Below are 21,134 nucleotides of genomic sequence, written 5' to 3' on the forward strand. Positions count from 1 at the left end.
TTCACAGACAGCGAAACACGAGACGGCTGGCTGGACGTGGCTGAACGTGACTCGATTGACTCGATTGACTCGAGTGACTTGACGTACGCGACGTAACTAGACGGACGTAACTTGAACGGAGGCGCTCCGGAGGGCGCCGCGTCCCGTGTCTCTCTAAACGGGTGACACGCGGCCGACACACGCGCCAGTCGTGTCGCGCACTTCGTCGAAAATTTGTAAGTGCTCCGCGCCCGAGCTGCGCACATGAGCGAGGCTTCCGCGAGCTCGAGCACACTCGGACTCGTCGCAAGTGTCATGACGTGCCGCGCCCTACAAAAACGACGAAGCCGCGAGGAGCAGGCTCCAGGCGGCTTCGTCGCGATGCCGTTTCGGGTGACGCGTCAGTTCGAACGACGGCGACGGCGCGCGATCAGCGAGGCGAGGCCGAGCGCAACGCTGCCAGCCATGAAGCCGCTCGAGAGCGCTCCGCGCCCGACGCTGCATCCCTGGCCGATACCCGAGATGATGCGCCCGTGCATCGGACCGTCCGGAGTCTGGCTCGAGCTGCCCTCGGCCAGGATCCTCGGCGTGCCTCCCTCGACGGGGATCGCAGCCTGACCGCCGACTCCGCCCGGAATGCCGCTGAATATTCCTGCTCCCATCACGACGCGGCCCCACGTGAGGGCCGTTCCTCCCGCGACCCAGCGAGGACCGACACCCGGGGCTGCGCCCCCCTCGGCGCCGGGGACCACGGCGGGGGCACGCGAGCCGTCGACGGGCACGGTCGCGAGAGAGAGCGAGTAGTTGTTGCCGAAGATTGCCCCCTGCCCCGTGCCCGAGAGGAACGCAACCTGGGTCTTGTCCGGTGACAGCGCGAGATCGCGTGCCCAGTCGCTGTCCGTCTTGCTGTTCGTCAGATTCCGGACGAGCTCGCAATCCTTGTTCGCGTTAGCCTTGTAGACGAGGAGGTCGGTCGGGCTCGCCGTCCCCGCGTCGAGGTTGATCTCGTGCGTACCGGCGAGCACGATCGAGCCGTCCGGCAGGAAGTCGAAGGTCTGTGGCGAGACGTTCGAACAACGCATCGCGAGCTCGGGCTGCGCGCCATCCTTGTCCTCGACGACATAGAGCTCCCAGTCCATCGGAAGATTCGACGTGGCAGTCGGTCCGTGGAAGGTAATCCAACCGATATGCGCGTTGTCCTTCCAGCGCGGCGTGAGGGGACCGAGCGGCGCACCGCCTTGAACGCGCGCGTTCGTCGCCGCATCGGGGTCGAGAGCGCCACCATCCGCCTCAGCCTGCGTCGGAGCAAGCTCACGCTTGCCGCTGCCATCGAATCCGATCGTCGCCAAGCGACCGATTCCATGATTGTCGCTCATGAAGGCAACGCGGTTTCCATCCGGCGAGAACCGCGCGTTCCAAACCCATTCGGACGTCGGGATGTCACCGGACATCGGGACACCAGCGTCGGTATCGAGCGACGCGAGGGTCCGCGCGTCCGGAGAACTGCACGCCGATTGCGAGGTCGCAGCGAGCAGCGAAAACTTGGTCAGCGAGTGCGCCGGGTCGAGGTTCACAGCGGGCACCACGACGCGCGACGGCTGGCCTGGCGGGGCCTCCCAGGTATCTCCCCACGAGGCTACGTGAGCCGCGGCGATCGAGTACGCGAACGTCATCCTGCCCGGATCGTCGGTCGACGTCACCGGACAGTCGATGACGCGATCGCGCGCGCCGTAGACGCCACCGACGTGGGTGGCGATGGCCGCCGTGAGAACGGCCGCCCCGTCGTTCGGTGTCGAGAACGTCGTCTCACGCCAGAACACCGGCACGTCGATGGCTTCGATGAGCACGAGAACCGACGACGACACGCCGTCGCTCACCTGCAGCGTGTACTGGCCGAGGACGTCCGGCTTGAAGCTCGGCGAGGTGGTGTCCGCGCCCTGGAGGCTCTCGGTCTTGATCGCACTGTCGGACGGAGCTGCAAGCACAACCCATTTGGCGTTGGCGGTGATGTTCGGCGCGATGCTCGCACCGTCGAGCTTCGCCGTCTGGCCGAGGTAGAGCTTGTTGCGGCTCTCCGAGAGGGTGAGCACGGGACCGGTCGCACCGGCGTCGGCCGCCGTATTCCCGGCGTCCGCGGGCGACGCACTACCGTTGTCGTCCCCACTGCAGGCCACCAACTGAGCTCCGACGAGAAGGCTGCCGATCGAAGCTGCCACGAGAGATGAACGCAGAAAGCGCATCCGAGGTCCTTTCACGCATCGAGAAGCCCACGGCAGGTGCCGAACGGTGCTCTCGAGAAGAAGCGGACCGTGAAGAGACCGGTCCACGGTGGCACGGACTACCACGCTCGCCTTCGATCGTGCGTCACCGATTCGGACGACGACCTCGAACGGTCGGCGCACATGCGAGGCCCGTCACACACACAAATGCATTGGGGCGAAAGCTCTGCCTCGAGTTCGGCGCGAGCGTGCGATTTGACCTGTCGCGGAGTGGCCGGCGTGCGCCTAGAGGATCATGAGACCGATCTCGTGGACCGTCTTCGCCGCCGTATCCGCGGCCACTCTTTCGCTCGTCGCTTGCGCAACTCCCAAGTCGGAGCCGACCACGACCGAGTCCGCACCGGCAACGAGCGCCGCGAGTAACGCGAGCGCCGCGACCGCTCCGACGCCCCCGCACACCGGGCTCACGCGCGTCGACGACGCGAGCCTCGTCTGCATGGTCAACAATCAATTCATGGGCAAAACCCAAATCCCCGTGGCCGTCGGAGGAAAGACGTATTTCGGGTGTTGCGCGATGTGCAAAGAGAAGCTCGAAAAGAACGAGTCTGCGCGTACGGGCACCGATCCGGTCACGGGGAAACCCGTCGACAAGGCCGCCGCCGTCATCGCCCGCGACGACTCGGGCAAAGTCTTCTACTTCGAGAGCGAAGCCACGATGCAGCGCTACAAGCCCTGAGAGGCCGTCAGCTCCAACGCGCGTCACGCGTCAAGGTGCCGCACCAGGACCACGGCTCGTAGCGAATCACCTCACTGGCCAAACTGGCAAAGACGGGAGTGCATCTCCCGTCAGTGCCCTGCGAGAGGCGCGGCCCACATGGTGAGAGCAAAACCAAATACGAAATAGCCTGTTGTGTGGGCGGCCGCGTTTGCGCTGTATGGTGTTGCGCCATGCGAAAGCTGCGAGTCGTGTTCACGACGGGTGGAGCGTTTCCTGCGCTGGTCGCCACGATGTTGGTTTCCACGGTCGACGGCTGCGGGAGCGGAACGGGTGACTTCACCGGGTCCGACGCCGCGGCCGACGCCCCAACGGATACGTCCGGACCGTCTTTCGATGCTGCGGACCCGCCCTACCTTCCGCCGCCCGAGGTAACGAACTACTGCAAACAATACGGCGCGACCCACATCGTCGAGCTTCCGCCCCCCGGCACTCCGGCGGAGCCCGGGCAGATTTGCGCCGTCTCGGAGCCCACCGCCAAGAGCAACACCGCTGCGCGGATCACCCTCGACAGCTTCTCGCCAGCCAACAAGACCGCTCGCGGTTTCATCGCCGTGCCGCCGTCCATCGTAGGCATCGTCGAACCTCCGACGGTCTCGGTCGTCTCGGCATCGTCGCCCGAGCTCCTGGCGATGAAGGTGACCGACATCGTCGAAGTAGCGGGCGGCTATCAATTCCTCGCCGGCTGGGCGGACATGCCGTACGCGAGCCTCGGCGATGAAATGGTCGTCAAGGCGTCGTTTGCCATCGCATGCGACGACGGCGGTACCAAGACCGTCGAATCCATCACCCGGATGGATCTCTGCAGCTACGACTACGACCACCGCGAATGGGTGAGCTCGGGCGACTCGTGCACGATCTGCCAGGTCATTGCCGAGATGGCCCCGAGCCCCATCGTGAGCGACAATAGCGGTGACGATCTCCCGCTCGGGAGCGTCCTTCGCCTGCGGGTCGTCGAGGTGGCGCGCGCAGGCCGCCAGGTGCTCCTTTTCGCAGAGACCGACGCCGGGGCGAACACACGATACGAGTGGCGCATCTCGGGCGGGACGCTCGAGCGCGTGGCCGACGACGTCATGCTCTGGACGCTTCCCGACGAGGATGGGCACGCGCCTTTCGGGCAGGTCGCGGTCTGGAACGACAGCGGCGCGGCCGTCGAGAACTTCCTCTCCGACGTTCTGTGGGAGGCCGCATGAAGGCCGTCCTCATCGGACCGATTCAGCAGGAGAACCTCGCGCTCGGATATCTCGCGGCCTACGCACGCGCGAAGGGCCACGAGGTCGCCGTCGTCGCTTATGCGTATCGAAAAGATCTCGATCGCACCGTCGAGCGAGCGCTCGCCGAACAACCCGATCTCATCGGCCTCGGCATCGCCTTCCAGAACAACGTGGATGACTACGTACTCCTCGTGCGCACGCTGCGCGAGCGAGGGTTTCGTGGCCACCTGACGTGCGGTGGTCACGTCGGCACGTTCTGCTGGGAGGAACTTCTGGCCGAGCTCCCCGAGCTCGACACCGTCGTTCGCCACGACGGCGAAGAGACGCTCGTGGAGATGCTCGAGGCCATCGCGCGAGGAGAGAGCCCGCGCTCGATCGCAGGACTCGTCTGGCGCGAAGGCGATCGGGTGGTCAAAGGCCCCGTGCGCCCGGCGTTCGGTGATCTGGATGCGCTACCGCGGCCCGAACGGAGCCCCGAGCCCTACGTCGTCGGCGGCATGACCGTCGATTTCCTCATCAGTGCACGCGGCTGCGTGGGCGAGTGCAGCTATTGCAGCATCGCGGCGTATACCTCCGAGCAGCGGAAGTCCTACCGCTTGCGTGCTCCCGAAGCCGTCGCCGACGAGATCGCGTTCGCCTACCACGAGCGAGGCGCGAAGGTCTTCTTCGTCCAGGACGACCTTTTCGTGCTCCCTGGTGAGCGTGCCGCCATCACGCGCATGGAGCGCATCAAGTCCGCCATTCGCGAACGCGGCGTGGGCGACGTCGTCTTCTGGATCAAGGGGCGGCCCGAGAACATCTCCCTCCCCGTCGCGCAGGCGGCGCGCGAGATGGGGGCCATTCACATGTTTCTCGGCGTCGAGAACGCCTCCTCGAAGCGGCTCAAGTATCTCGGGCGCACGCACCTGCCGATCCACAACGACTCGGCCATCGACAACTGCCGAGCGGCGGGCATCGTCCCGTCGTTCAACTTCATGCTCTTCGATCCGGATTGCACCCTCGACGACGTCGGCACGACGCTCGACATGGCCGACCGGAACCTCGACCTGCCGTGGAACGTCTGCCGGACGGAGATCTACTCGGGCACGGCCCTCCGCGAGCGACTCGCCACCGAAGGGCGCCTCGAAGGCAACTGGCGCAGCTTCGGGTACCGCATGCGCGACGAACGGGCGGAGGTGATGTTCCGCATTCTACGCGTGAGCCTGAACGAGCGGGCCCTCGCGATCGACAGCCTCCTCAACCGCCTCATCAGCCTCTCGTTCGCGCGCCAACTCCACGCCCATTTCTTCCCCTCCCGCGCAACCTCGGCACTCGACGAGGCGGTGACGAAGCTCGGGATCGAAGCGCGTCGTGACACGGTCGCACGCCTCCGAGAGCTGAGAGACCTCGTGGCCAACGCGCCCCTGCGCGACGCTCGAGCCATGCAGCGCTTCGCCGTCGAGCAAGGCCTCGCCATCGGTGCGTTCGACATGCCGCTGCGTGAACGCACCGAAGCGCTCTGGAACCAACTCCACGCGCGCGGCCGCGTTCAAACGCATCGCCAGGGCAACGCCCAGGTTCGAAGTCGCGGCGGGTTCGAGGTCGCTGCCGGTTCGTAGGCGTCACGAAGCACTCGCGAGCTGCACAAAAGCATCACGCCCCGACGGACGAATCCGCCGGGGCGTGAGCTTCGCGTTCGCCGGTCCGTCAGTGAACGCCGTTGTAGCGGCAGTTCGCGTCGCAACCGTTGCCGCCGTCGCACTGCTCGCCGAACGCCCGGGTCTCGCCCGTCGCCTCCACCTAACGAAGTGTGTCGCCGAGCGCTGCAGCGAGCGCCTGCACCACCGCGCGCACGCGCGGCACCTTGCGGAGGTCGCGCTGGTAGGCCACGTAGATCGGCATCGACGGGACCTCGGCGTCACTCTCGAGCCGCACGAGACCAGCTGCGCCGAGCCCTGCGCTGTCGGCGAGGAGCGCTATGCCTTCGCCGCACGCGGCGGCCTCGATGAGCACGATGTCGGAGTTGGAGCGCACGACGAAACGCGTGGCGCCGTGCGCGACCAGCCACGTGCTCTGCATACCCTGGGCGAGCGCGCCGTCATGACCTAGGAAATCGTGCAACGCGAAATCGCGGCGCTTCAATCGACGACCGCGAAGGCGGCGCTCGACGTAGCTGGGCGACGCGTAGAGTCCAAACGTGGCGCGCCCCACCGAGCGGTGAACCACGCTGGGCGACGTAGACTTGCTCGCGCGCAGGCCAACGTCTGCCTCGCGTCGAGCGAGATCCACGAGCCGCGCCTCGGACAGGATCTCGAGGGTCAGCCCGAGATGCCGTCGTCGCAGTTCCGAGAGGCGTTCCATGACCGGCCGCACCGCGCCTTCCGGGAGCGAGATCCTCACCGTACCCGTGAGCGCGGCGTCGCCTTCGTCGCGACGCATGGCGCGCAAGCCGAGCTCCATCTGCTCGGCGAGCGCCACGAGCTTCAGCGCGTCCGCGTCCACGAACGTGCCGCCGGAGCCGCGATGCACGAGCACGCGACCGAGTACCGTCTCGAGCGCATCCATCCGCCGTGCGATGGTCGAGGTGGCGACCCCCAGCGCCTTCGCGGCGCCGACGAAGCTGTGATGCCGGTGCAGCGCGAGGAGGAGCCGGAGATCGTCCCAGGGCGGTTCGGTTTGCATGAACGCGAATCGGGTTAGCGCGTATGAACGTTGTCGAAAAGCTCCCCAGCGCAGCACCCTAGCCCAATGAAGATCTTGGTGTTTGGACGCGGGGTGATCGGCACGCTCTATGGCTGGGCTTTCATGCGCGCCGGCCACACGGTGCACTTCTACGTTCGCGAAGGGCGCTCAGCGGCCTACGGACCGACGTTGCCCATCTCCGTCCTCGACGTGCGCCCGCGCCTCCGCGGCGTGCTCACCGAAGAGACGTTGACGCCCTACTACATCGAGGAGCTCGCCGCAGAACACGACTACGATCTCATCGTCGTCAGCGTGCAGCACTATCGCTTCGCCGAGGCCGCCGCGTTCCTTACAACGCGCGCGAGTCGCGCGACCATCCTCGTCTTCAACAACTTCTTCGCCGAGCCTCAAGAAGCCGCCGCCTCACTCCCCAGTGAACAACTCGTCTGGGGCTTTCCGATCGCAGGCGGTGGCTTCGACGGGCACGGCGTGCTCCGAGGCGCCCTCTTCCCGAGGATCCAGATAGGACGCTTCGGCGGTGACGCGCCAACGGAGCGTGCACGCGCGGTCGAGGCCTTCTTTCGGCAATGTGGCTTCGGCATTCAGGAACAGGCCGACTTCCGCGGCTGGCTGTTCGTCCACTTTGCGGTCAACGCGGGCCTCCTCGCGCAAGTCCTTCACGCAGGCTCCTTCAGCCAGCTCCTGGCGTCAGGCGCCGAGCGCGCCGATGCCATGCGCAACGTGCGCGAGTGCCTCAGCATCGTCGCTGCCCGCGGTGTCGACCTCCGCGACCACTCCGCCTCGACCGCGCTCTTCCGCTTCCCGCCCAGAGTTGCGGGTTTTCTCTTCGGCCTCGTCATGAAACTCTATGCGCCCGCTCGCCTCGTCCTCGACGCACACACGAACCCGGAAGAGCTCCGCTTCACCGCGCGCGACGCGCTCGCCGAAGCCCGGCGGCTCGGCGTACCCGCGCCGCGCCTCGAGGCCCTGTCTCACCTTTTTTAGCGTACTCGCACCAACGCGCGGCGGGCAGACTCCTCGTGCGACGGACAGCTGCCTCGTCGTCTGTCATCGTCGCTGTCGCCCAGACGCTATGACAATCGAAACAACATTCCTCGACGTGCTCCCAAGAGCCGACGACTGGAAACGGTCAGCGCGTCGCGAAACGCTTCTTCGCTTCATCGGTCGCCGGCATGTAGAGCGACACGGCCGTGCCTTCGGGGTCGCGGAACTGGAAGGTCTTGTTGCCCCACGGCATCATCTTCAGCTCATGCACGAGTCGAACCGTGCCCTTTAGACGCTCGTATTCAGCGTCGATGTCCTCGACCTGGAGCTCGATGAAGGCGGTGCGGTTGGCCCCCGCCTCCGCGCTGCCCGGTTTCCACAAGGCCACGGTCTCGACGCTGCCGATCGCCAGCGTGGCGCCCGGTGTGACGATCTCGGCAAACACGGGGGCGAGCCAGTTCGCGGAGAGGCCGGTCACCATCTCGTAGAAGGCAACCATGGTCTTGATGTCGGCGGCGATCAGGCGAACGGACGAGAATTTCATGACGATCTCCTTGTCCGAGGACTCTGGCACCTATTGAGGACAGATTTGGTCCTCAATAGGTGCGAGGCTCGTCGTATCGTGATCCAGGCCACCGCACGCCTTCTTCGTCTTCTCACCCTACTCCAATCGAGATCCACCTGGACCGGTGCCGAGCTCGCGGAGCGGCTCGAAATCACGACGCGGAGCCTCCGTCGCGACGTCGATCGGCTGCGGCGCCTCGGCTATCCGATCGAAGCGGCGACGGGGGTCGCGGGCGGCTATCAGCTCGGGGCGGGTGCCTCGCTGCCACCACTCTCCCTGGACCAGGACGAAGCCACGGCGGTGTTCGTTGGTCTCCACGCAGTGACGGGTACCGGGATCACCGAGGCCGGCACCGCGGCGATGCGCGCGTTGGCGAAGCTGGAGCGTGTTCTTCCGTCGCGCCTGCGGAAGAACCTCCGCATGCTCCAAAGCTCCGTGGTCGGATTGAGCGTTCGTTCGCGTCCACTCTCGCTCGCGAAGCTGTCGACCCTCGCGGGCGCGTGCAACGAGCGGCTCGTGACACGAATCACGTACACCAGCCGCGACGGTACGACGACAGACCGGCGGGTGGAGCCGCTGCGTCTCGTGCACATCGGCGCCCTCTTCTACCTCCTCGCCTGGGACCTCGCGAAGGAGGACTGGCGCATCTTCCGGCTCGACCGTATGGCAGTCGTCGAAGCAAAGAACGAGCGGTTCAACGCGCGGCCTCCCCCCGACGCCGATCTCGTGGCGTACGTGACGAGATCAATCTCCGCGTCTCCGTTCCCACACCGCGCCAAAGTCCTCCTTCACGCTGGGATCGAGGAAGTGCGGCCCCGCGTGGGGGCGTTCGACGCGCTCTTCGAGCCAGCTTCGGCCGGCAAATGCACGATGGAGCTCGGCGCGCCGACGCTGGACGTGCTCGTCGCAAGGATCGTGTGGCTCGGCATCGACTTCGAGGTCCTCGCCGCGTCCCCTGAGCTCCGTCGTCACCTGACGATCGTCGCGAACCGCCTACGTGCGAGCGTCAGGAGCGGTCATTCCAAATCGGGCGGAGAGTGATCCGCACGCACTTGTGCGCCGGCTGGTTGCTCTCCTTCGCGACGTCGCGCACCGGCACGAGAACGTTGGCCTCGGGATAGTAGGTCGCCGCGCTCTTCCGGCGATGGGATACTCCACGAGCTTGAAGCGGCGTGCGACGCGCTGCTCTCCCTCGTAGTGGCTCGTGATGTCGACCCATTGCCCCGCCGTCAATCCGAGCTCTCGAATATCCGAACGTGGCCTGGGCCATGCGAACGAGGATCTCCACGTCGCTCCGCAGATGTTCAGAGGCCGGCGTCTCGTTTCCGCACGATGGATTGACGATTCCCATCGTGTCCTCCGCGGTCGCGACCTGGAGCTTGCCCATACGCACGTCCGCTTCGGCGCGGCCGAAGCACGGTAAAACCAGCGCGCGCTTCCCCGCGATCAAGTCCACGATGGAGCTTGGTCGACACGTGGACGGCGAGCGGAACGCGGCAAAAGCCTTGCGCGGCGTACTGCGTGTCCGGGGCCGCTTGAAGCAGGTTCCCGCTGATGGCGAAGAACATTTTGACCGCGCGATCATTGAGATCGTGCAGCGTCTCCACGGCGTCGTCCCCGTGTTCGCGCGGCGCGTGAATGCCGAACTCCTTGTCGAGCGCGAGCGGAAGGCCTCTTTGGGGCGTTCCCATACGCCCATCGTCCGGTCGCCCTGCACGTTGCTGTGTCCCAGCGCACGCAGCAGCCCTGGAGCGCGCTCCCTCCACGACTACGATCCCGACGCCACCTTGAGCGACGGCGCGTTCAACGTCGGGAAGAAAGGGGGCTCCTCGTTGGCAATCGGATAGGCCACGTCGCCCGAGACCGAGAGCTTCGTTTTCGCGGGCACCGTCTGGTAGTCGTCGGTCAGGAACTTGATATTGCTATTGTCGAAATTCGTTTCGACGAGAAGCCGATTGCGCGGCTTCGGCCCCATCCCACCGATGCCAGGCGCAGCGCTCATCGCGGGAAGGTCGATATTCACGATTCGCGGTCCGTGGCAATCGGGCTCCGTGTGGACTTCCAAGCTAACCGGATCGCCCGCGCGGTACCGATGACCCATGCTGCAGAGCGCAGGATACCCCTCGACGGTGACGCGCTTTCCGAGGAGCGTCTTCGACTGGGTGAGAGACGCGGCCTGCGCGGTCGTGAGGTGTTGGCCCTGGTCGCTCGGCGGCTCGGCCTTTTGCCCACATCCGGTGATGACCATCGCCGCAAGACACGAAGTCCCGACGAATGCAGCGCGACGAACACGGCGACGAACACGGCCGGAGCAGAGAGCACGCAACGCAGAGTGGACGAGGCTCATCCGCGAATCATTACTTCGTTCGCGACCGCTCGGCAGGCCGAATGAACAGCTCATCCGCAATGTTTCCACCGAGCGTGTCACCGGAGTGGAGGACATTCGACGTCGATGCGCCACGAGAACTCGCCGTCGATGATCACGGCGACAACGACTTCACGTGGCGCGTCCCCATCGTCATTCATCTCGTCGAGGCCCAGGCGACGAGCATGGTATGCGGACGTTCCCTTCGCCCTCGCCGATCGAGCCGAGCACCGAGACGGCCGATGGAGTTCACTCCTCTCCCTCTCGACGGAACCACCTCCCGTCAAGGACGTACTGACCTCGATGCGTGAACAAGAGGCGCCACCCCGCCGAGACGCGCAAACGCTGCAGCCGACGGCGCTCGCCACGGCAAAGACTACCTACGGGCAACACCTGCGGCACTACGCCTCGCTGACTTGCGCAACGAATTCAGTAGTGTGGAAGAGGTGTCGACCTGGGGCGGCCTCGAAGTTGAAACCACGTCATCAGGCGATGCGAAGCGGATCGCCGCCGCCCTGTGGTCCTGGGCCGCGGGCTCCTCGCTCGGTTTGCTCGCGTTCACGGCGGACGGGACGGTCGTCGCCTACAACGAGCCGTTCGCGCGAATGTGGAACGTGGGCGAGAACCCGCCGACCTCGATCGTGCCCTTTCTCGAGCAGATCGCGACCGAGTTCGTCGACGCCGACCGCAAAGCATTCTTGGAGGGGATCACGCTCGACGGCGGCGCCTGGAGCCGTCGCGTGACGCGGCGCGACGGACGCCCGTTCGAGTGGTGGAGCACCCCTACGCCGGCGGTCGATCAGAGCGAACCTCTCCGCGTTTGGGGCGTGCGCGACGCGCGGACCGATGCGGACCTCGCCTCCGCGCTTCGCACCGCGGAGTCTCGACTCGAGGTCCTTGCGCTCTACACCGACGGAATCGTCTTCGAGCTCGACGCCGACGGCCGCTACCTGAGCATCTGGACGAACAACCCAGCGTTGCTCGCCAGGCCGTCGGAGGACATCAAAGGACGAACGCTGGTCGAAGTCCTCGGAAAGCCGCTCGGTGAACAGCTGACTGCCAGCGTGCGAAAGCTCCTCGCAACCGGAGAACGCGAGACACTCGAGTACGTGATCGACGTACCGGAGGGTCGGCGCTGGTTCACGGCCGACCCAGTGCTCAGACCCGCATCCCCCGGACACCCACCGACGACGGCCTTCCTCGTTCGCGACGTGACCGAGCAGAAGAAGATGCAGGCGCGCCTCCTGCAGGCCGAGCGCCTTGCGTCGATGGGTACGCTCGCCGCCGGAGTCGGTCACGAGATCAACAACCCCCTCGCGTACCTGATGCTCAACTTGGAGAGCATCTCTGCGCTGGTTCACGGTGCGGGGGACTGGTCCCCTCAGACGCAACCGCGTGACCTGCAAACGCTGCGCGAAGCCGTACGTATGGCGAAAGAGGGCGCCGAGTCGGTCCGCAAGATCGTCCAGGACCTTCGAATGTTCTCCCGCGAAGAGAACGTCAGCGGAGCAGCGGTGGATCTTCGCGCGGTGCTCGACTTCTCCATCATGATGGCGCTGCGCACGCCACCACCAGGGCTGCGCGTCACGACCGAATACGGAGACGCGGACCCGCCCACGGTCATGGCTCCCGAGGGGCGACTCGTCCAAATCTTCGTCAACCTGCTCACCAACGCCGCCCAGGCGATGCCGTCCAACCGGCGCGACGGCAACGAGATCCGAGTCGCCGTGCGGCCCGGGGAGGACGGAACCGTCGTCGTCGAGGTCAAAGACAACGGTGTGGGCATGCCGGCCGAGGTCCTCGGGCATGTCTTCGATCCGTTCTTCACGACGAAGACGCCCGGCGTCGGCAGCGGACTCGGCCTCTCCATTTGTCATCACATCGTGACGAGCCTGAACGGTGAGATCTCGGTGGAGAGCCGTGAAGGTGTGGGCACGACCTTCCGTGTAACGCTCCCCACGTCGTTGCGACCAGAGCTGCCACAGAAGCGCGTTCGATAGCCGCGAGCACGCGCGACTTTCACGCATTCCGTGAGACACTCGATCCGAGTGCATGCTCGCTGTTGCCCGAGCTGCTCGGCGGATCCGTGGACACGTGTCCGCCGCGATGGCAACGACAAGGGGACCTCGAATGTTGCAAGCTTTCGCTCGTCGCAAGTTTCTCAGTGGGCTCGCGGCAGGGGCAGTCGTACTCGGGTTCGATCCTGTTCGGCGTTCGTGGGTGACCGAAGCACACGCGAATGGACCGCTCGATGGCATTCCCTCGCTCGATGGAATGCTCGTCACCGACAACACAAGCATCCAGGAAGCCGCCGACGATTACGGGCACATCGTGCATCGATCGCCGCGAGCCGTCCTCCGACCTGGCTCCATCCAGGACATCGTCAAGATCGTCAAGTTCGCCCGCCGGCATCGCCTCCAGGTCGCGATGCGAGGCCAAGGCCATTCGAACTACGGTCAGGCACAAGCCTTCCAGGGAGTCGTCATCGACTCACGCACGCTCGACACCGTCCACCAAATCGGGGGCAATCGAGCGACCGTCGACGCCGGCGTGACGTGGCGCACGGTGATCGAACAGGGTGCCGCGGTGGGCATCACTCCACCGGTGCTCACCGACTATCAGGACCTCTCCGTGGGTGGCACGCTCAGCGTCGGCGGCCTCGGTGGCGCAACTCAGCACCACGGATTGCAGGTCGACAACGTGCTCGAGCTCACGGTCGTGACGGGAGAAGGCGACCTCGTCACCTGTTCGCCGACGCGCAATTCCGATCTCTTCGAAGTCGTTCTTGCCGGACTCGGACAGTTCGCGATCATCGTGCGCGCGACCATCCGGATGATCCCCGCGCCCACGCAGGCACGGGTCTACAATCTCTATTACGACGACATCGCGCTCTATACGAAGGACCAGCGCCGGCTGCTCGCGGAGGGCCGCTTCGGCTATCTCGAAGGCCAGGTCGTCCCGAGTGCGAGCGACACGGGCTGGCGCTTCATGATCGAAGCCGCCGCGTATTACACGCCTCCGTCCGCCCCCAACGACGCGGCGCTTCTCGCTGGCCTCAAGGACAACCCGAGTGAGCGCGTCATCTCCGAAACCACGTACACCGGCTGGCAGTTCCGAATCGATCCAACGGTCGAATTCCTCAAAGCCCTCGGAGTCTGGTTTTTCCCCCATCCGTGGTACAGCGTGTTCGTTCCGGCGTCGAAAGCGAACGAATACGTCGGCAATGTCCTCAGCACGCTGACCGAAGCCGATACGGGACAAGGGCCCATCCTCTTCTATCCAATCGCGACTTCGAAGATCGGCGCATCGCTCTATCCTCTCCCCAACGAGCCGGTCGCCTTCGCATTCAACCTTCTTCGAACCGCGCCGCCGGATGATCCGGCGACCGTCGCCGCGATGGTCGCGGACAACCGAAGGCTCTACGAGAAGCTCGTTTGCGCAGGTGGAACCCGTTACTCGATCGGCTCGATTCCCTTCTCACGTCACGACTGGCAGCAGCACTTCGGACGGCGGTGGGGCCTCCTCACGCGCTCGAAGCGCCACTACGATCCCGACAACGTCCTGACGCCCGGTCAGGGAATCTTCACCTGATCGAACGACGCCCCTAGGTACGACGAACCCAGAAAGAATGGCCATGCCGCAGTCGAGATGCGAGCCACTCGACTGCGGCGTCGCTCCCTGCGCGACGGTACGAAGCGATCCGCCCTGACGTCGACGTCATGGCGGAGAGCGAGTGCCTCCGCACATCGCCGGTAGATTCTGGTCGGTACGACAATTGCTCGACGATGGCTGATGCGCGGAGCCATGCGACCGCTTCCCCTCGCCCTGTTGTTCTTGCTCGCCTGCTCCTCATCGGCCTCCGACGAGGAAGGCGACGTCGTGAGGTACAGCCCCGCCGCGAGCCCGCTCGTGGCCGACGTGCCTCTCGCGCCATTCGATGCGGCCGCCGTCGCACAGGCGCGTGACGCGTGCTCCCTGGAGTCGGGCGACGTCGACCCGCCGACGTCCGGGGAAGATCTCGCGCACAAGCTCACCGGAGCCTGGTTGCAATGCGCTCCTTCGACCGGAGGCTTCCGCGCGATGCAGCTCATGACCAACGGACAGTTCGCCGTTCTCGAAGACGATGGCGCAGGCGGTCTCGTTGCCGCTCGCGGCTTCGAACGAACGGGCCATTGGGAGCTCCGGGGATATTCGAAGCAGCTCGAGCGCTCGGCCGCCCCCGATGCGCTCTGGTATCTCGATCTCTATTGCGGTTCGTGCGGTGCGAGCGGCAGTCCGGTGTTGGAGAAGAACCCGCGTCGACTCATCGGTCATCGCTGGGGCGGTATGGGCACTTGGAGCCCGATACGCTGAGACCGCCTTTTCGGCCGACCTGCGCGTCAAATATTTCCACAGCTGAATCGATAGATCGGCTCCTGCGAGCCATTCGCGAAGACGTCGAGGCCGTAATCGTTGGCCCATAGCTCGTAGACGAGAATCTCCGGTCGCCCGTCTCGATCGAGATCCGAGGTTGCGAGTTGGAGGAACTTTCGTGCCCCCGAACGCTCGGCCTTCCAGGGGTGAGTGCTGGGGTCGTCGGTCTCGGGCGTCAGCGGCACGAGATCGATGTCTGCATCTTCGGGCCAGACGGCGAGGATCGTCCTGGACGTCGCGAGCGCCGAGCCTTGGCGCTCCGCCGGCCGATAGGGGATCGTCTTGCCTGCGCACCCTTTGTACATGCAGCACGCCGGCGCGTAGGGTGCGGGGAACGTCACGGTGCCATCCTCCGGACTCGACGTGAACGGTGTCGTCGAGCGCATGATCTCCATCGTGTCGTATCCACTCGACGCCGCCGTCAGACGCACGGTCGTGCGACGCGGCATGACCTCGCCGCAGCGGACGCCCGTCTGGATACGCCCTGCAATCACGCACACCACCGGCTGGAACGAGAGCGTCTCGATCCGTTCGAGAGGCGTGGCTGGCTCGGGACGTGGCGGAGCGAAGAGCACGACGGCCGTCGTGTATCGCTTCAGCGGCGTCGCCGTCCGTGCATCGTCGCTTCCGGGATAGTAGCGCTCGAGCGGGCTCACCGCCGCGACGCCATCGACGTGTTCGCTGGCAGGCTGCTTCGGCACCTCGGCTGGGCGAGACGCTCCACCCGACGCGACTGGCGCAGGCGTCGTGCACACGCGCCCCGGCAGCGACGGCGAGCATCCCCAAACCAATGCGGCGAGGGCCCAAGTCATCCGTCGCCCACTACGGTCGTATCGCTTCCGCCCCAAACGCATCGGGTACCTCACGACTTCATCGTCGGCGATCGGTCCGCAAATGTGACGGGCCAGCATGAGCGAGAAAGCGATGAAGAGGCGCCCTTCTTCTAGGCGCCAGGTCGAGCTATCCTCCCCGGTGTCGGCCGCCTTCGGGGCTCCGAGCGCCGAAAAGCGTCCCCCATGAGGAAAACCTCGCTCAGATTCGTCGGATTGGGCGCTGTACTGGGCGTCACGCTGGGTCTCACTCTGGGTATCGCGAGCGGCGCGTGTGCCCCCCTCATCGGCGCCGACTTCGGTCGGGACGAGCGGAGCGCCGCGACCGACGGTGGAGAGCGCGGAGACGACGCCCCGGTGAGCGACGATCCCTCCTCCGGCGAAGACGGCACCGACGGAACGGACTCGGGCGATGAAGCCATCGTCGAGCCTCAGCCTGTCGCATGCACGGTCGACACGTGCCCTCTCGAGACCGTGCTCGACCACCTGTACGGGCCCGTGACGATCGCCTCGTCCGGTCACCACCTCTACTTCGTCGAGGTCGGCGACGGCATCCCGCAGGCTGGAACCTTCGGCTGGTTCTCACGCGTGCCGACGGACAAATCCTGCACCCAGCGATCCTGCTTCGACGTCATCGACCCGTACGTCGCTTCGGGCCAGCTGCAAGGCCAGTACATCTACGACACGCACCTCGCACTCGGGCCGAACAACGTCTGTTTCACGCAGTCGTTCAACGCATCGCCCGCGCACAAGATCCGTTGCTACGATCTCGTCGGCTTCGACAGGACAACGCTCGACGAGAGTGCTGGACAGGTCGTCGACCTCTGGGTCGGGAGCTCGACGGCACGCTGGGCCTTGGTCAATCCCGGCGGAACGGTTCAAGGCGCGCCGCTTTCCGGCACGGGAGCCGCGCCCGTCGCGAGCGGACGAACGGGCCTCACCAGCGTCACGAGCGACGGCACGACGACGTACTTCACCGAGAAGGGAGCTGGTGCAAACGCCGGTGTCGTCGGCGCCGTCCTGACCGATGGCGGCGTTCGTCCGCTCGCCACGGGCCGCGACACGCCGGCGGCTTCGACGTTGTACGGCGGCTACGTCTACTGGGCCGAAGTGCCGGCAAGGAAGATCTTGCGCGCCAAGGTCGACGGCACCGGCGCGGTCGAACAGATCGCGAATACCGACGAGACGCCGTTCGAGCTCGCTGTCGACGCCACGGGCGTCTACTGGGCCAGCGTCGGCCCTGGCGCCAGCGGGCTGAAAGGCAGTGTTTCGCACGCCGGGCTCGCGCCGAACGGCCCCGTCGACCTGATGATGAAGGACCTGCCGCTCGTCTACGATGTCGCCGTCGATTCGACGCACGTGTACGCGGCGACCGTCGGCGCGAGCATCCAAGACGGCAAGATCGTGCGCATCCCGAAGACCCTCTGACGCCGCGCCCTGCGTAGGGTGGAGCTTGCGCCGCGAGCTCGGCCGGCCTCGTTCGTCTCGTCGGATTTTCGTCACCGTGCCGCAACGCGCAACGCACGCGAGAATCTCATCGTCGGCATGTTGGATACGCCGCGCGCGAACGTGAACGCAAACGTTGGTCTCTTGCAGTTGGTGCTCGCCCTCGGCGGCTTCGCGATCGGAACGGTCGAGTTCGCGACGATGAGCTTGCTCCCGCAATTCACACGAGAGCTCGGCGTCAGCGTCCCGGTCGGCGGCCAGGCGATTACCGCGTATGCCCTGGGCGTGGTCGTCGGGGCCCCGCTTCTCGCGATTTTCGGCGCGAAGGTTCCGCGACGAACGCTTCTCGCCTGGCTGATGGCGTTCTACGCGCTGGGGAACCTCGCAAGTGCCTGGTCGCCCTCGTTCGCATCGCTCGTCGTGTTCCGATTCGTCAGCGGGCTCCCGCACGGCGCCTATTTCGGAGTGGCGTGCGTGCTTGCGGCTTCGCTCGTACCGGCCAATCGTCGCGCAGGGGCGGTCGCTCGCGTGATGCTCGGCCTCACGATTGCCACGATCATTGGAGTCCCGTTCGCGAACACGATGGGCCGAGCGGCTGGCTGGCGAATGGCCTTCGTGCTCGTGGCGGCGCTCGCCGCGCTGACCGCTGTCCTGGTTCTCGTCATCGCACCGCGCTCACCGGTCGAGGCGGGCGCGAGCTGGCGACGAGAGTTGGGAGCTCTCGGTCGCCGTCAGGTATGGCTCACGTTGGGTATCGGAGCGATCGGCCAGGGCGGACTATTTGCGGTTTACACCTACGTTGCATCCACACTCACCGAGGCAACGCGCGTTTCGGAATCGACGTTGCCATTTGCGTTCGCGCTGTTCGGTCTTGGCATGACCGTAGGTTTGATGGTGTGCGGCTGGCTCGCCGATCGCGCACTCATGCCGGCCATCGCGCGGAGTCTGCTGTGGAGCATGGGAGCGATGAGCATTTATGCCCTCGCCGTCCCCCATGCGTGGAGCGTGCTGCCTGCCATTTTCCTCGTCGGTTGCGGCGGCGGCCTGGTCGCTCCCATTCAGACGCGCCTCATGGACGTCGCCGGCGATGCGCAAACCATGGCTGCCGCGCTGAACCACTCGGCCTTCAACGTGGCCAACGCGATCGGTCCGGCGGCCGGCGGACTGGCCATCGCAGCCGGATGGGGCTGGGCGTCGACGGGTTGGGTCGGAGTTCTGCTCGCGCTCGGCGGTCTCGGAGTGTGGTCGCTCGCGCTACTCGACCAGCGACGAACCGCCCCCTCGAACTCGGTCGCCGCTTCGGCCTCACCGACCTGAGAGTCGACCGCCGGTCGACGTCAATACGGTGGCTCACCGTCGAGGCCCGCGACGCGATCGATGTCGAGCAGGACGACGAAGCGATCCTGCGTCCGAGCGATGCCACTGACGAGCGACGCATCGACGCGTCCGCCAAGGTCCGGTGCGCGCTCGATGGCGGACTCGTCGAGCGAGAGCACGTCGGACACACTGTCGACGACGAAGCCAACCGTCTGCCCTCGGACCGAGAGGACGATGATGACCGTGAACGGACCGTAGCCTTCGTCCGGTAGCCCGAGCGCTGATCGCATGTCGACCACGGGAACGACGGCACCGCGGAGATTCATGACGCCGCGGACACTCGGCGCCGAACGCGGCAATTCGGTGATGGGGCAGACGCCACGGATCTCCTGCACCCGGAGGATTTCCACGGCGTACTGCTCACTGGCGAGGGAGAAGCTGAGATATTGCGCGCCGGCCGTGACGGAGGACGCGTGCGACGAGACGTTCATGGACCTCCAGGACGCGAGCGTCGGTTCTCTCGACCTCGCCTTCATGGAACGGCCAACCGGCGACCAGCTGAAGGGCGACGATCGGGATCGCAGGTTTCCCCACGCCTCGGTCGGCGCTCGGACCTTCTCCCCTTCAGGTTCCTAGGGTCGGGTCGTTTCTTCCACATCGGCATCGAAGGCAAATCGATCTGTCGACGGAGGATTCGGCGATGAAGTGGTTTCAACATCAGAAGGCGACGACCAAGCTGTTCGTTGCCTTCACGGTCATGGGCCTGATCACCGTCATCGTCGGATGGTGCGGTGTCAGCGGCATGAACGACATCAACGGCATGCTCAATACGCTCTACGAGCGCGACATGGTCGGCCTTGCACACATGCAGACGGCGGAGTCGAACTTCATCCGCGTCGGCCGCTCTGCACGGCAGACGATCATCGATACCGAAGCCACGGCCATGGAGTCGAGCGCACGCGCCGTCGAGACCGCCGACGCGGAACTCCGGCGTCAACTCGATGCCACGGAGAAGACGCTCATCACGCCCGAGGGCAAGGCCAAATACGCGGAGATCCGCACGCTGTATCCCGAATACTTCGCGATCATTCGTGAGGTCCTGAAGTACGCCCTCGCCAACGACAACCAGGTTGCCCACGAGAAGCTCCAGCGCGCCCGCCCGATCGGCGACAAGATCGAGGTCTTGCTGCACGAGCTGGCGACGAGCAAGGACGCTCTCGGCAAGCAGGCCTACGACCAGAGCAACGTCGCCTACACCCATGCGCGCAACATCGCATTCGCGGTCATCGCCGCCGGCCTCCTCTTCGGGGGCATCGTTGCCCTCGCGTTCTGCCGCTCGATCGCTCGCGCAATCGACGACGTCCAAGCGGTGGCAAGCGGCGTCGCCAGCGCGTCGCAGCAACTCTCGGGATCGTCCACGGGTATCTCGAGCGGAGCACAAGAGCAGGCGGCGAGCCTCGAGGAGACGGCCGCGAGCCTGGAGGAGATCACCGCGACGGTGAAGCAGAACGCCGAGAACGCGCAGCACGCGGCCCAGCTCGCAAGCGCATCGCGAGACGTCGCCGAGCGAGGAGAGCGTGTGGTCGAATCCGCCGTGGGCGCGATGACCGAGATCACCACCTCGTCGAAGAAGATCGCCGAGATCATCACGACGATCGACGAGATCGCGTTCCAGACCAACCTTCTCGCGCTCAACGCCGCCGTGGAGGCTGCCCGCGCAGGGGAGCAGGGGCGAGGCTTTGCAGTCGTCGCCGCCGAGGTGCGTACGCTCGCTCAACGCAGTGCCAGTGCTGCAAAGCAGATCAAGGGACTCATCGTCGACTCCGTCGGCAAGGTGGAGGCGGGCTCCAAGCACGTCACCGATTCGGGCGCGACGCTCCGAGAGATCGTCTCCTCGGTGCAGCGCGTGACGGACATGATCAGCGAGATCGCAGCCGCCTCGCACGAGCAGCACGCAGCTGTCGAGCAGGTGAATACGGCCATCACGCAGATGGACCACGTCACCCAAGCGAATGCTTCTCAGACCGAAGAGATGAGTGCGACCGCCGAACAGCTCTCCGAACAGGCAACGCAGCTACAGGCGCTCGTGATGCGCTTCAGCCTCGGTACCGACACCCCGCCCGCGACGTTCGCCCCCGTACCTCCGACATCACTCGGTCACCGCCCCCCGACGGCAGCTTCGCACGGGGTCCCGCGGCTCGCCCCGAGGGCGAAGCGCGAGCCGAAGTTCCTCTCGTCGAACGTCGCTCTGCTTCGCCCCCCGATGAAACGGAAGCCCGCTCCGCTCGCAGCAACGGGCACCGACGGAGCCGAAGAGTTCTAACGAAGAACTTCCTCAGCCCGTT

The 21,134-nt window shown here is 65.7% G+C and carries 18 protein-coding genes; 11 read left to right on the plus strand and 7 right to left on the minus strand.

The window, feature by feature from the left end; translation table 11 throughout:
- Window positions 1-380: 380 nt before the first annotated feature.
- Window positions 381-2,195, minus strand: coding sequence for a TolB-like translocation protein (locus AKJ09_RS01370; RefSeq protein WP_146645359.1), 1,815 nt, complete (start codon window positions 2,193-2,195; stop codon window positions 381-383).
- Between the two features lie 298 nt (window positions 2,196-2,493).
- On the opposite strand from AKJ09_RS01370, the gene AKJ09_RS01375 reads away from it, so the two are divergent.
- From AKJ09_RS01375 to AKJ09_RS01385, 3 genes are all read left to right on the plus strand, one after another.
- Window positions 2,494-2,934 (plus strand): hypothetical protein, encoded by a 441-nt coding sequence (locus AKJ09_RS01375; protein ID WP_146645360.1) that lies wholly within the window; start codon window positions 2,494-2,496, stop codon window positions 2,932-2,934.
- 212 nt (window positions 2,935-3,146) lie between these two features.
- On the plus strand, window positions 3,147-4,166 hold the full coding sequence (locus AKJ09_RS01380) for a hypothetical protein (RefSeq protein WP_146645361.1): 1,020 nt from the start codon (window positions 3,147-3,149) through the stop codon (window positions 4,164-4,166).
- Entirely contained in the window at window positions 4,163-5,785 is a 1,623-nt protein-coding gene (locus AKJ09_RS01385) for a B12-binding domain-containing radical SAM protein (protein WP_146645362.1), read from the plus strand. The genes AKJ09_RS01380 and AKJ09_RS01385 overlap by 4 nt, the downstream gene beginning before the upstream one ends.
- A 181-nt stretch (window positions 5,786-5,966) precedes the next feature.
- Here the strand turns inward: AKJ09_RS01385 and AKJ09_RS01390 are convergent, their stop codons facing one another.
- Window positions 5,967-6,848 (minus strand): LysR family transcriptional regulator, encoded by an 882-nt coding sequence (locus AKJ09_RS01390; RefSeq protein WP_146645363.1) that lies wholly within the window; start codon window positions 6,846-6,848, stop codon window positions 5,967-5,969.
- A 66-nt stretch (window positions 6,849-6,914) separates the two neighbouring features.
- On the opposite strand from AKJ09_RS01390, the gene AKJ09_RS01395 reads away from it, so the two are divergent.
- The gene (locus AKJ09_RS01395) at window positions 6,915-7,853 is read left to right on the plus strand and encodes a ketopantoate reductase family protein (RefSeq protein WP_146645364.1); all 939 of its coding nucleotides are present in this window, start codon (window positions 6,915-6,917) and stop codon (window positions 7,851-7,853) included.
- Window positions 7,854-7,998: 145 nt separating this feature from the next.
- On the opposite strand, the gene AKJ09_RS01400 is transcribed toward AKJ09_RS01395, so the two are convergent.
- Window positions 7,999-8,397 (minus strand): VOC family protein, encoded by a 399-nt coding sequence (locus AKJ09_RS01400; RefSeq protein WP_146645365.1) that lies wholly within the window; start codon window positions 8,395-8,397, stop codon window positions 7,999-8,001.
- A 78-nt stretch (window positions 8,398-8,475) separates the two neighbouring features.
- On the opposite strand from AKJ09_RS01400, the gene AKJ09_RS01405 reads away from it, so the two are divergent.
- Window positions 8,476-9,459: a helix-turn-helix transcriptional regulator gene (locus AKJ09_RS01405; RefSeq protein ID WP_169927161.1), complete on the plus strand. Its 984-nt coding sequence runs from the start codon at window positions 8,476-8,478 to the stop codon at window positions 9,457-9,459.
- Between the two features lie 263 nt (window positions 9,460-9,722).
- Here the strand turns inward: AKJ09_RS01405 and AKJ09_RS01410 are convergent, their stop codons facing one another.
- Window positions 9,723-10,109 (minus strand): hypothetical protein, encoded by a 387-nt coding sequence (locus tag AKJ09_RS01410; protein ID WP_146645367.1) that lies wholly within the window; start codon window positions 10,107-10,109, stop codon window positions 9,723-9,725.
- Between the two features lie 77 nt (window positions 10,110-10,186).
- A complete protein-coding gene (locus tag AKJ09_RS01415) occupies window positions 10,187-10,765 on the minus strand; it encodes a hypothetical protein (RefSeq protein WP_146645368.1) in 579 nt (192 codons plus the stop codon).
- Between the two features lie 434 nt (window positions 10,766-11,199).
- On the opposite strand from AKJ09_RS01415, the gene AKJ09_RS01420 reads away from it, so the two are divergent.
- The 3 genes from AKJ09_RS01420 (at window position 11,200) to AKJ09_RS01430 (ending at window position 15,136) form a co-directional block, all read left to right on the plus strand.
- Window positions 11,200-12,783, plus strand: coding sequence for a sensor histidine kinase (locus AKJ09_RS01420; RefSeq protein ID WP_146645369.1), 1,584 nt, complete (start codon window positions 11,200-11,202; stop codon window positions 12,781-12,783).
- Between the two features lie 130 nt (window positions 12,784-12,913).
- Window positions 12,914-14,374, plus strand: a complete 1,461-nt coding sequence (locus AKJ09_RS01425; protein ID WP_146645370.1) for an FAD-binding protein — start codon at window positions 12,914-12,916, stop codon at window positions 14,372-14,374.
- A 213-nt stretch (window positions 14,375-14,587) separates the two neighbouring features.
- On the plus strand, window positions 14,588-15,136 hold the full coding sequence (locus AKJ09_RS01430; protein WP_146645371.1) for a hypothetical protein: 549 nt from the start codon (window positions 14,588-14,590) through the stop codon (window positions 15,134-15,136).
- 26 nt (window positions 15,137-15,162) lie between these two features.
- Here the strand turns inward: AKJ09_RS01430 and AKJ09_RS01435 are convergent, their stop codons facing one another.
- Entirely contained in the window at window positions 15,163-16,008 is an 846-nt protein-coding gene (locus AKJ09_RS01435; protein ID WP_146645372.1) for a hypothetical protein, read from the minus strand.
- 204 nt (window positions 16,009-16,212) lie between these two features.
- Between AKJ09_RS01435 and AKJ09_RS01440 the strand changes: the two genes are divergently transcribed.
- Together AKJ09_RS01440 and AKJ09_RS01445 are read left to right on the plus strand one after the other, a co-directional pair.
- Window positions 16,213-17,454: an SMP-30/gluconolactonase/LRE family protein gene (locus AKJ09_RS01440; RefSeq protein ID WP_146645373.1), complete on the plus strand. Its 1,242-nt coding sequence runs from the start codon at window positions 16,213-16,215 to the stop codon at window positions 17,452-17,454.
- 117 nt (window positions 17,455-17,571) lie between these two features.
- Complete coding sequence (locus tag AKJ09_RS01445) at window positions 17,572-18,789, plus strand: MFS transporter (protein WP_146645374.1); 1,218 nt, start codon at window positions 17,572-17,574, stop codon at window positions 18,787-18,789.
- 20 nt (window positions 18,790-18,809) lie between these two features.
- Here the strand turns inward: AKJ09_RS01445 and AKJ09_RS01450 are convergent, their stop codons facing one another.
- A complete protein-coding gene (locus AKJ09_RS01450) occupies window positions 18,810-19,280 on the minus strand; it encodes a chemotaxis protein CheW (RefSeq protein ID WP_146645375.1) in 471 nt (156 codons plus the stop codon).
- Window positions 19,281-19,489: 209 nt separating this feature from the next.
- Between AKJ09_RS01450 and AKJ09_RS01455 the strand changes: the two genes are divergently transcribed.
- Complete coding sequence (locus AKJ09_RS01455) at window positions 19,490-21,112, plus strand: methyl-accepting chemotaxis protein (protein WP_146645376.1); 1,623 nt, start codon at window positions 19,490-19,492, stop codon at window positions 21,110-21,112.
- Window positions 21,113-21,134 lie beyond the last annotated feature (22 nt).

Source organism: Labilithrix luteola (assembly GCF_001263205.1).
Classification (GTDB): domain Bacteria; phylum Myxococcota_A; class Polyangia; order Polyangiales; family Polyangiaceae; genus Labilithrix; species Labilithrix luteola.

Bases quoted from the DNA above. Each gene is read 5' to 3' on its own strand.
- AKJ09_RS01375 (WP_146645360.1), top strand. From the start codon at position 2,494: ATGAGACCGATCTCGTGGACCGTCTTCGCCGCCGTATCCGCGGCCACT.
- AKJ09_RS01425 (WP_146645370.1), top strand. From the start codon at position 12,914: ATGTTGCAAGCTTTCGCTCGTCGCAAGTTTCTCAGTGGGCTCGCGGCA.
- AKJ09_RS01380 (WP_146645361.1), top strand. From the start codon at position 3,147: ATGCGAAAGCTGCGAGTCGTGTTCACGACGGGTGGAGCGTTTCCTGCG.
- AKJ09_RS01440 (WP_146645373.1), top strand. From the start codon at position 16,213: ATGAGGAAAACCTCGCTCAGATTCGTCGGATTGGGCGCTGTACTGGGC.
- AKJ09_RS01410 (WP_146645367.1), bottom strand. From the start codon at position 10,109: ATGGGAACGCCCCAAAGAGGCCTTCCGCTCGCGCTCGACAAGGAGTTC.
- AKJ09_RS01435 (WP_146645372.1), bottom strand. From the start codon at position 16,008: ATGACTTGGGCCCTCGCCGCATTGGTTTGGGGATGCTCGCCGTCGCTG.
- AKJ09_RS01450 (WP_146645375.1), bottom strand. From the start codon at position 19,280: ATGAACGTCTCGTCGCACGCGTCCTCCGTCACGGCCGGCGCGCAATAT.
- AKJ09_RS01415 (WP_146645368.1), bottom strand. From the start codon at position 10,765: ATGAGCCTCGTCCACTCTGCGTTGCGTGCTCTCTGCTCCGGCCGTGTT.
- AKJ09_RS01385 (WP_146645362.1), top strand. From the start codon at position 4,163: ATGAAGGCCGTCCTCATCGGACCGATTCAGCAGGAGAACCTCGCGCTC.
- AKJ09_RS01455 (WP_146645376.1), top strand. From the start codon at position 19,490: ATGAAGTGGTTTCAACATCAGAAGGCGACGACCAAGCTGTTCGTTGCC.
- AKJ09_RS01390 (WP_146645363.1), bottom strand. From the start codon at position 6,848: ATGCAAACCGAACCGCCCTGGGACGATCTCCGGCTCCTCCTCGCGCTG.
- AKJ09_RS01445 (WP_146645374.1), top strand. From the start codon at position 17,572: ATGTTGGATACGCCGCGCGCGAACGTGAACGCAAACGTTGGTCTCTTG.
- AKJ09_RS01400 (WP_146645365.1), bottom strand. From the start codon at position 8,397: ATGAAATTCTCGTCCGTTCGCCTGATCGCCGCCGACATCAAGACCATG.
- AKJ09_RS01395 (WP_146645364.1), top strand. From the start codon at position 6,915: ATGAAGATCTTGGTGTTTGGACGCGGGGTGATCGGCACGCTCTATGGC.
- AKJ09_RS01430 (WP_146645371.1), top strand. From the start codon at position 14,588: ATGCGACCGCTTCCCCTCGCCCTGTTGTTCTTGCTCGCCTGCTCCTCA.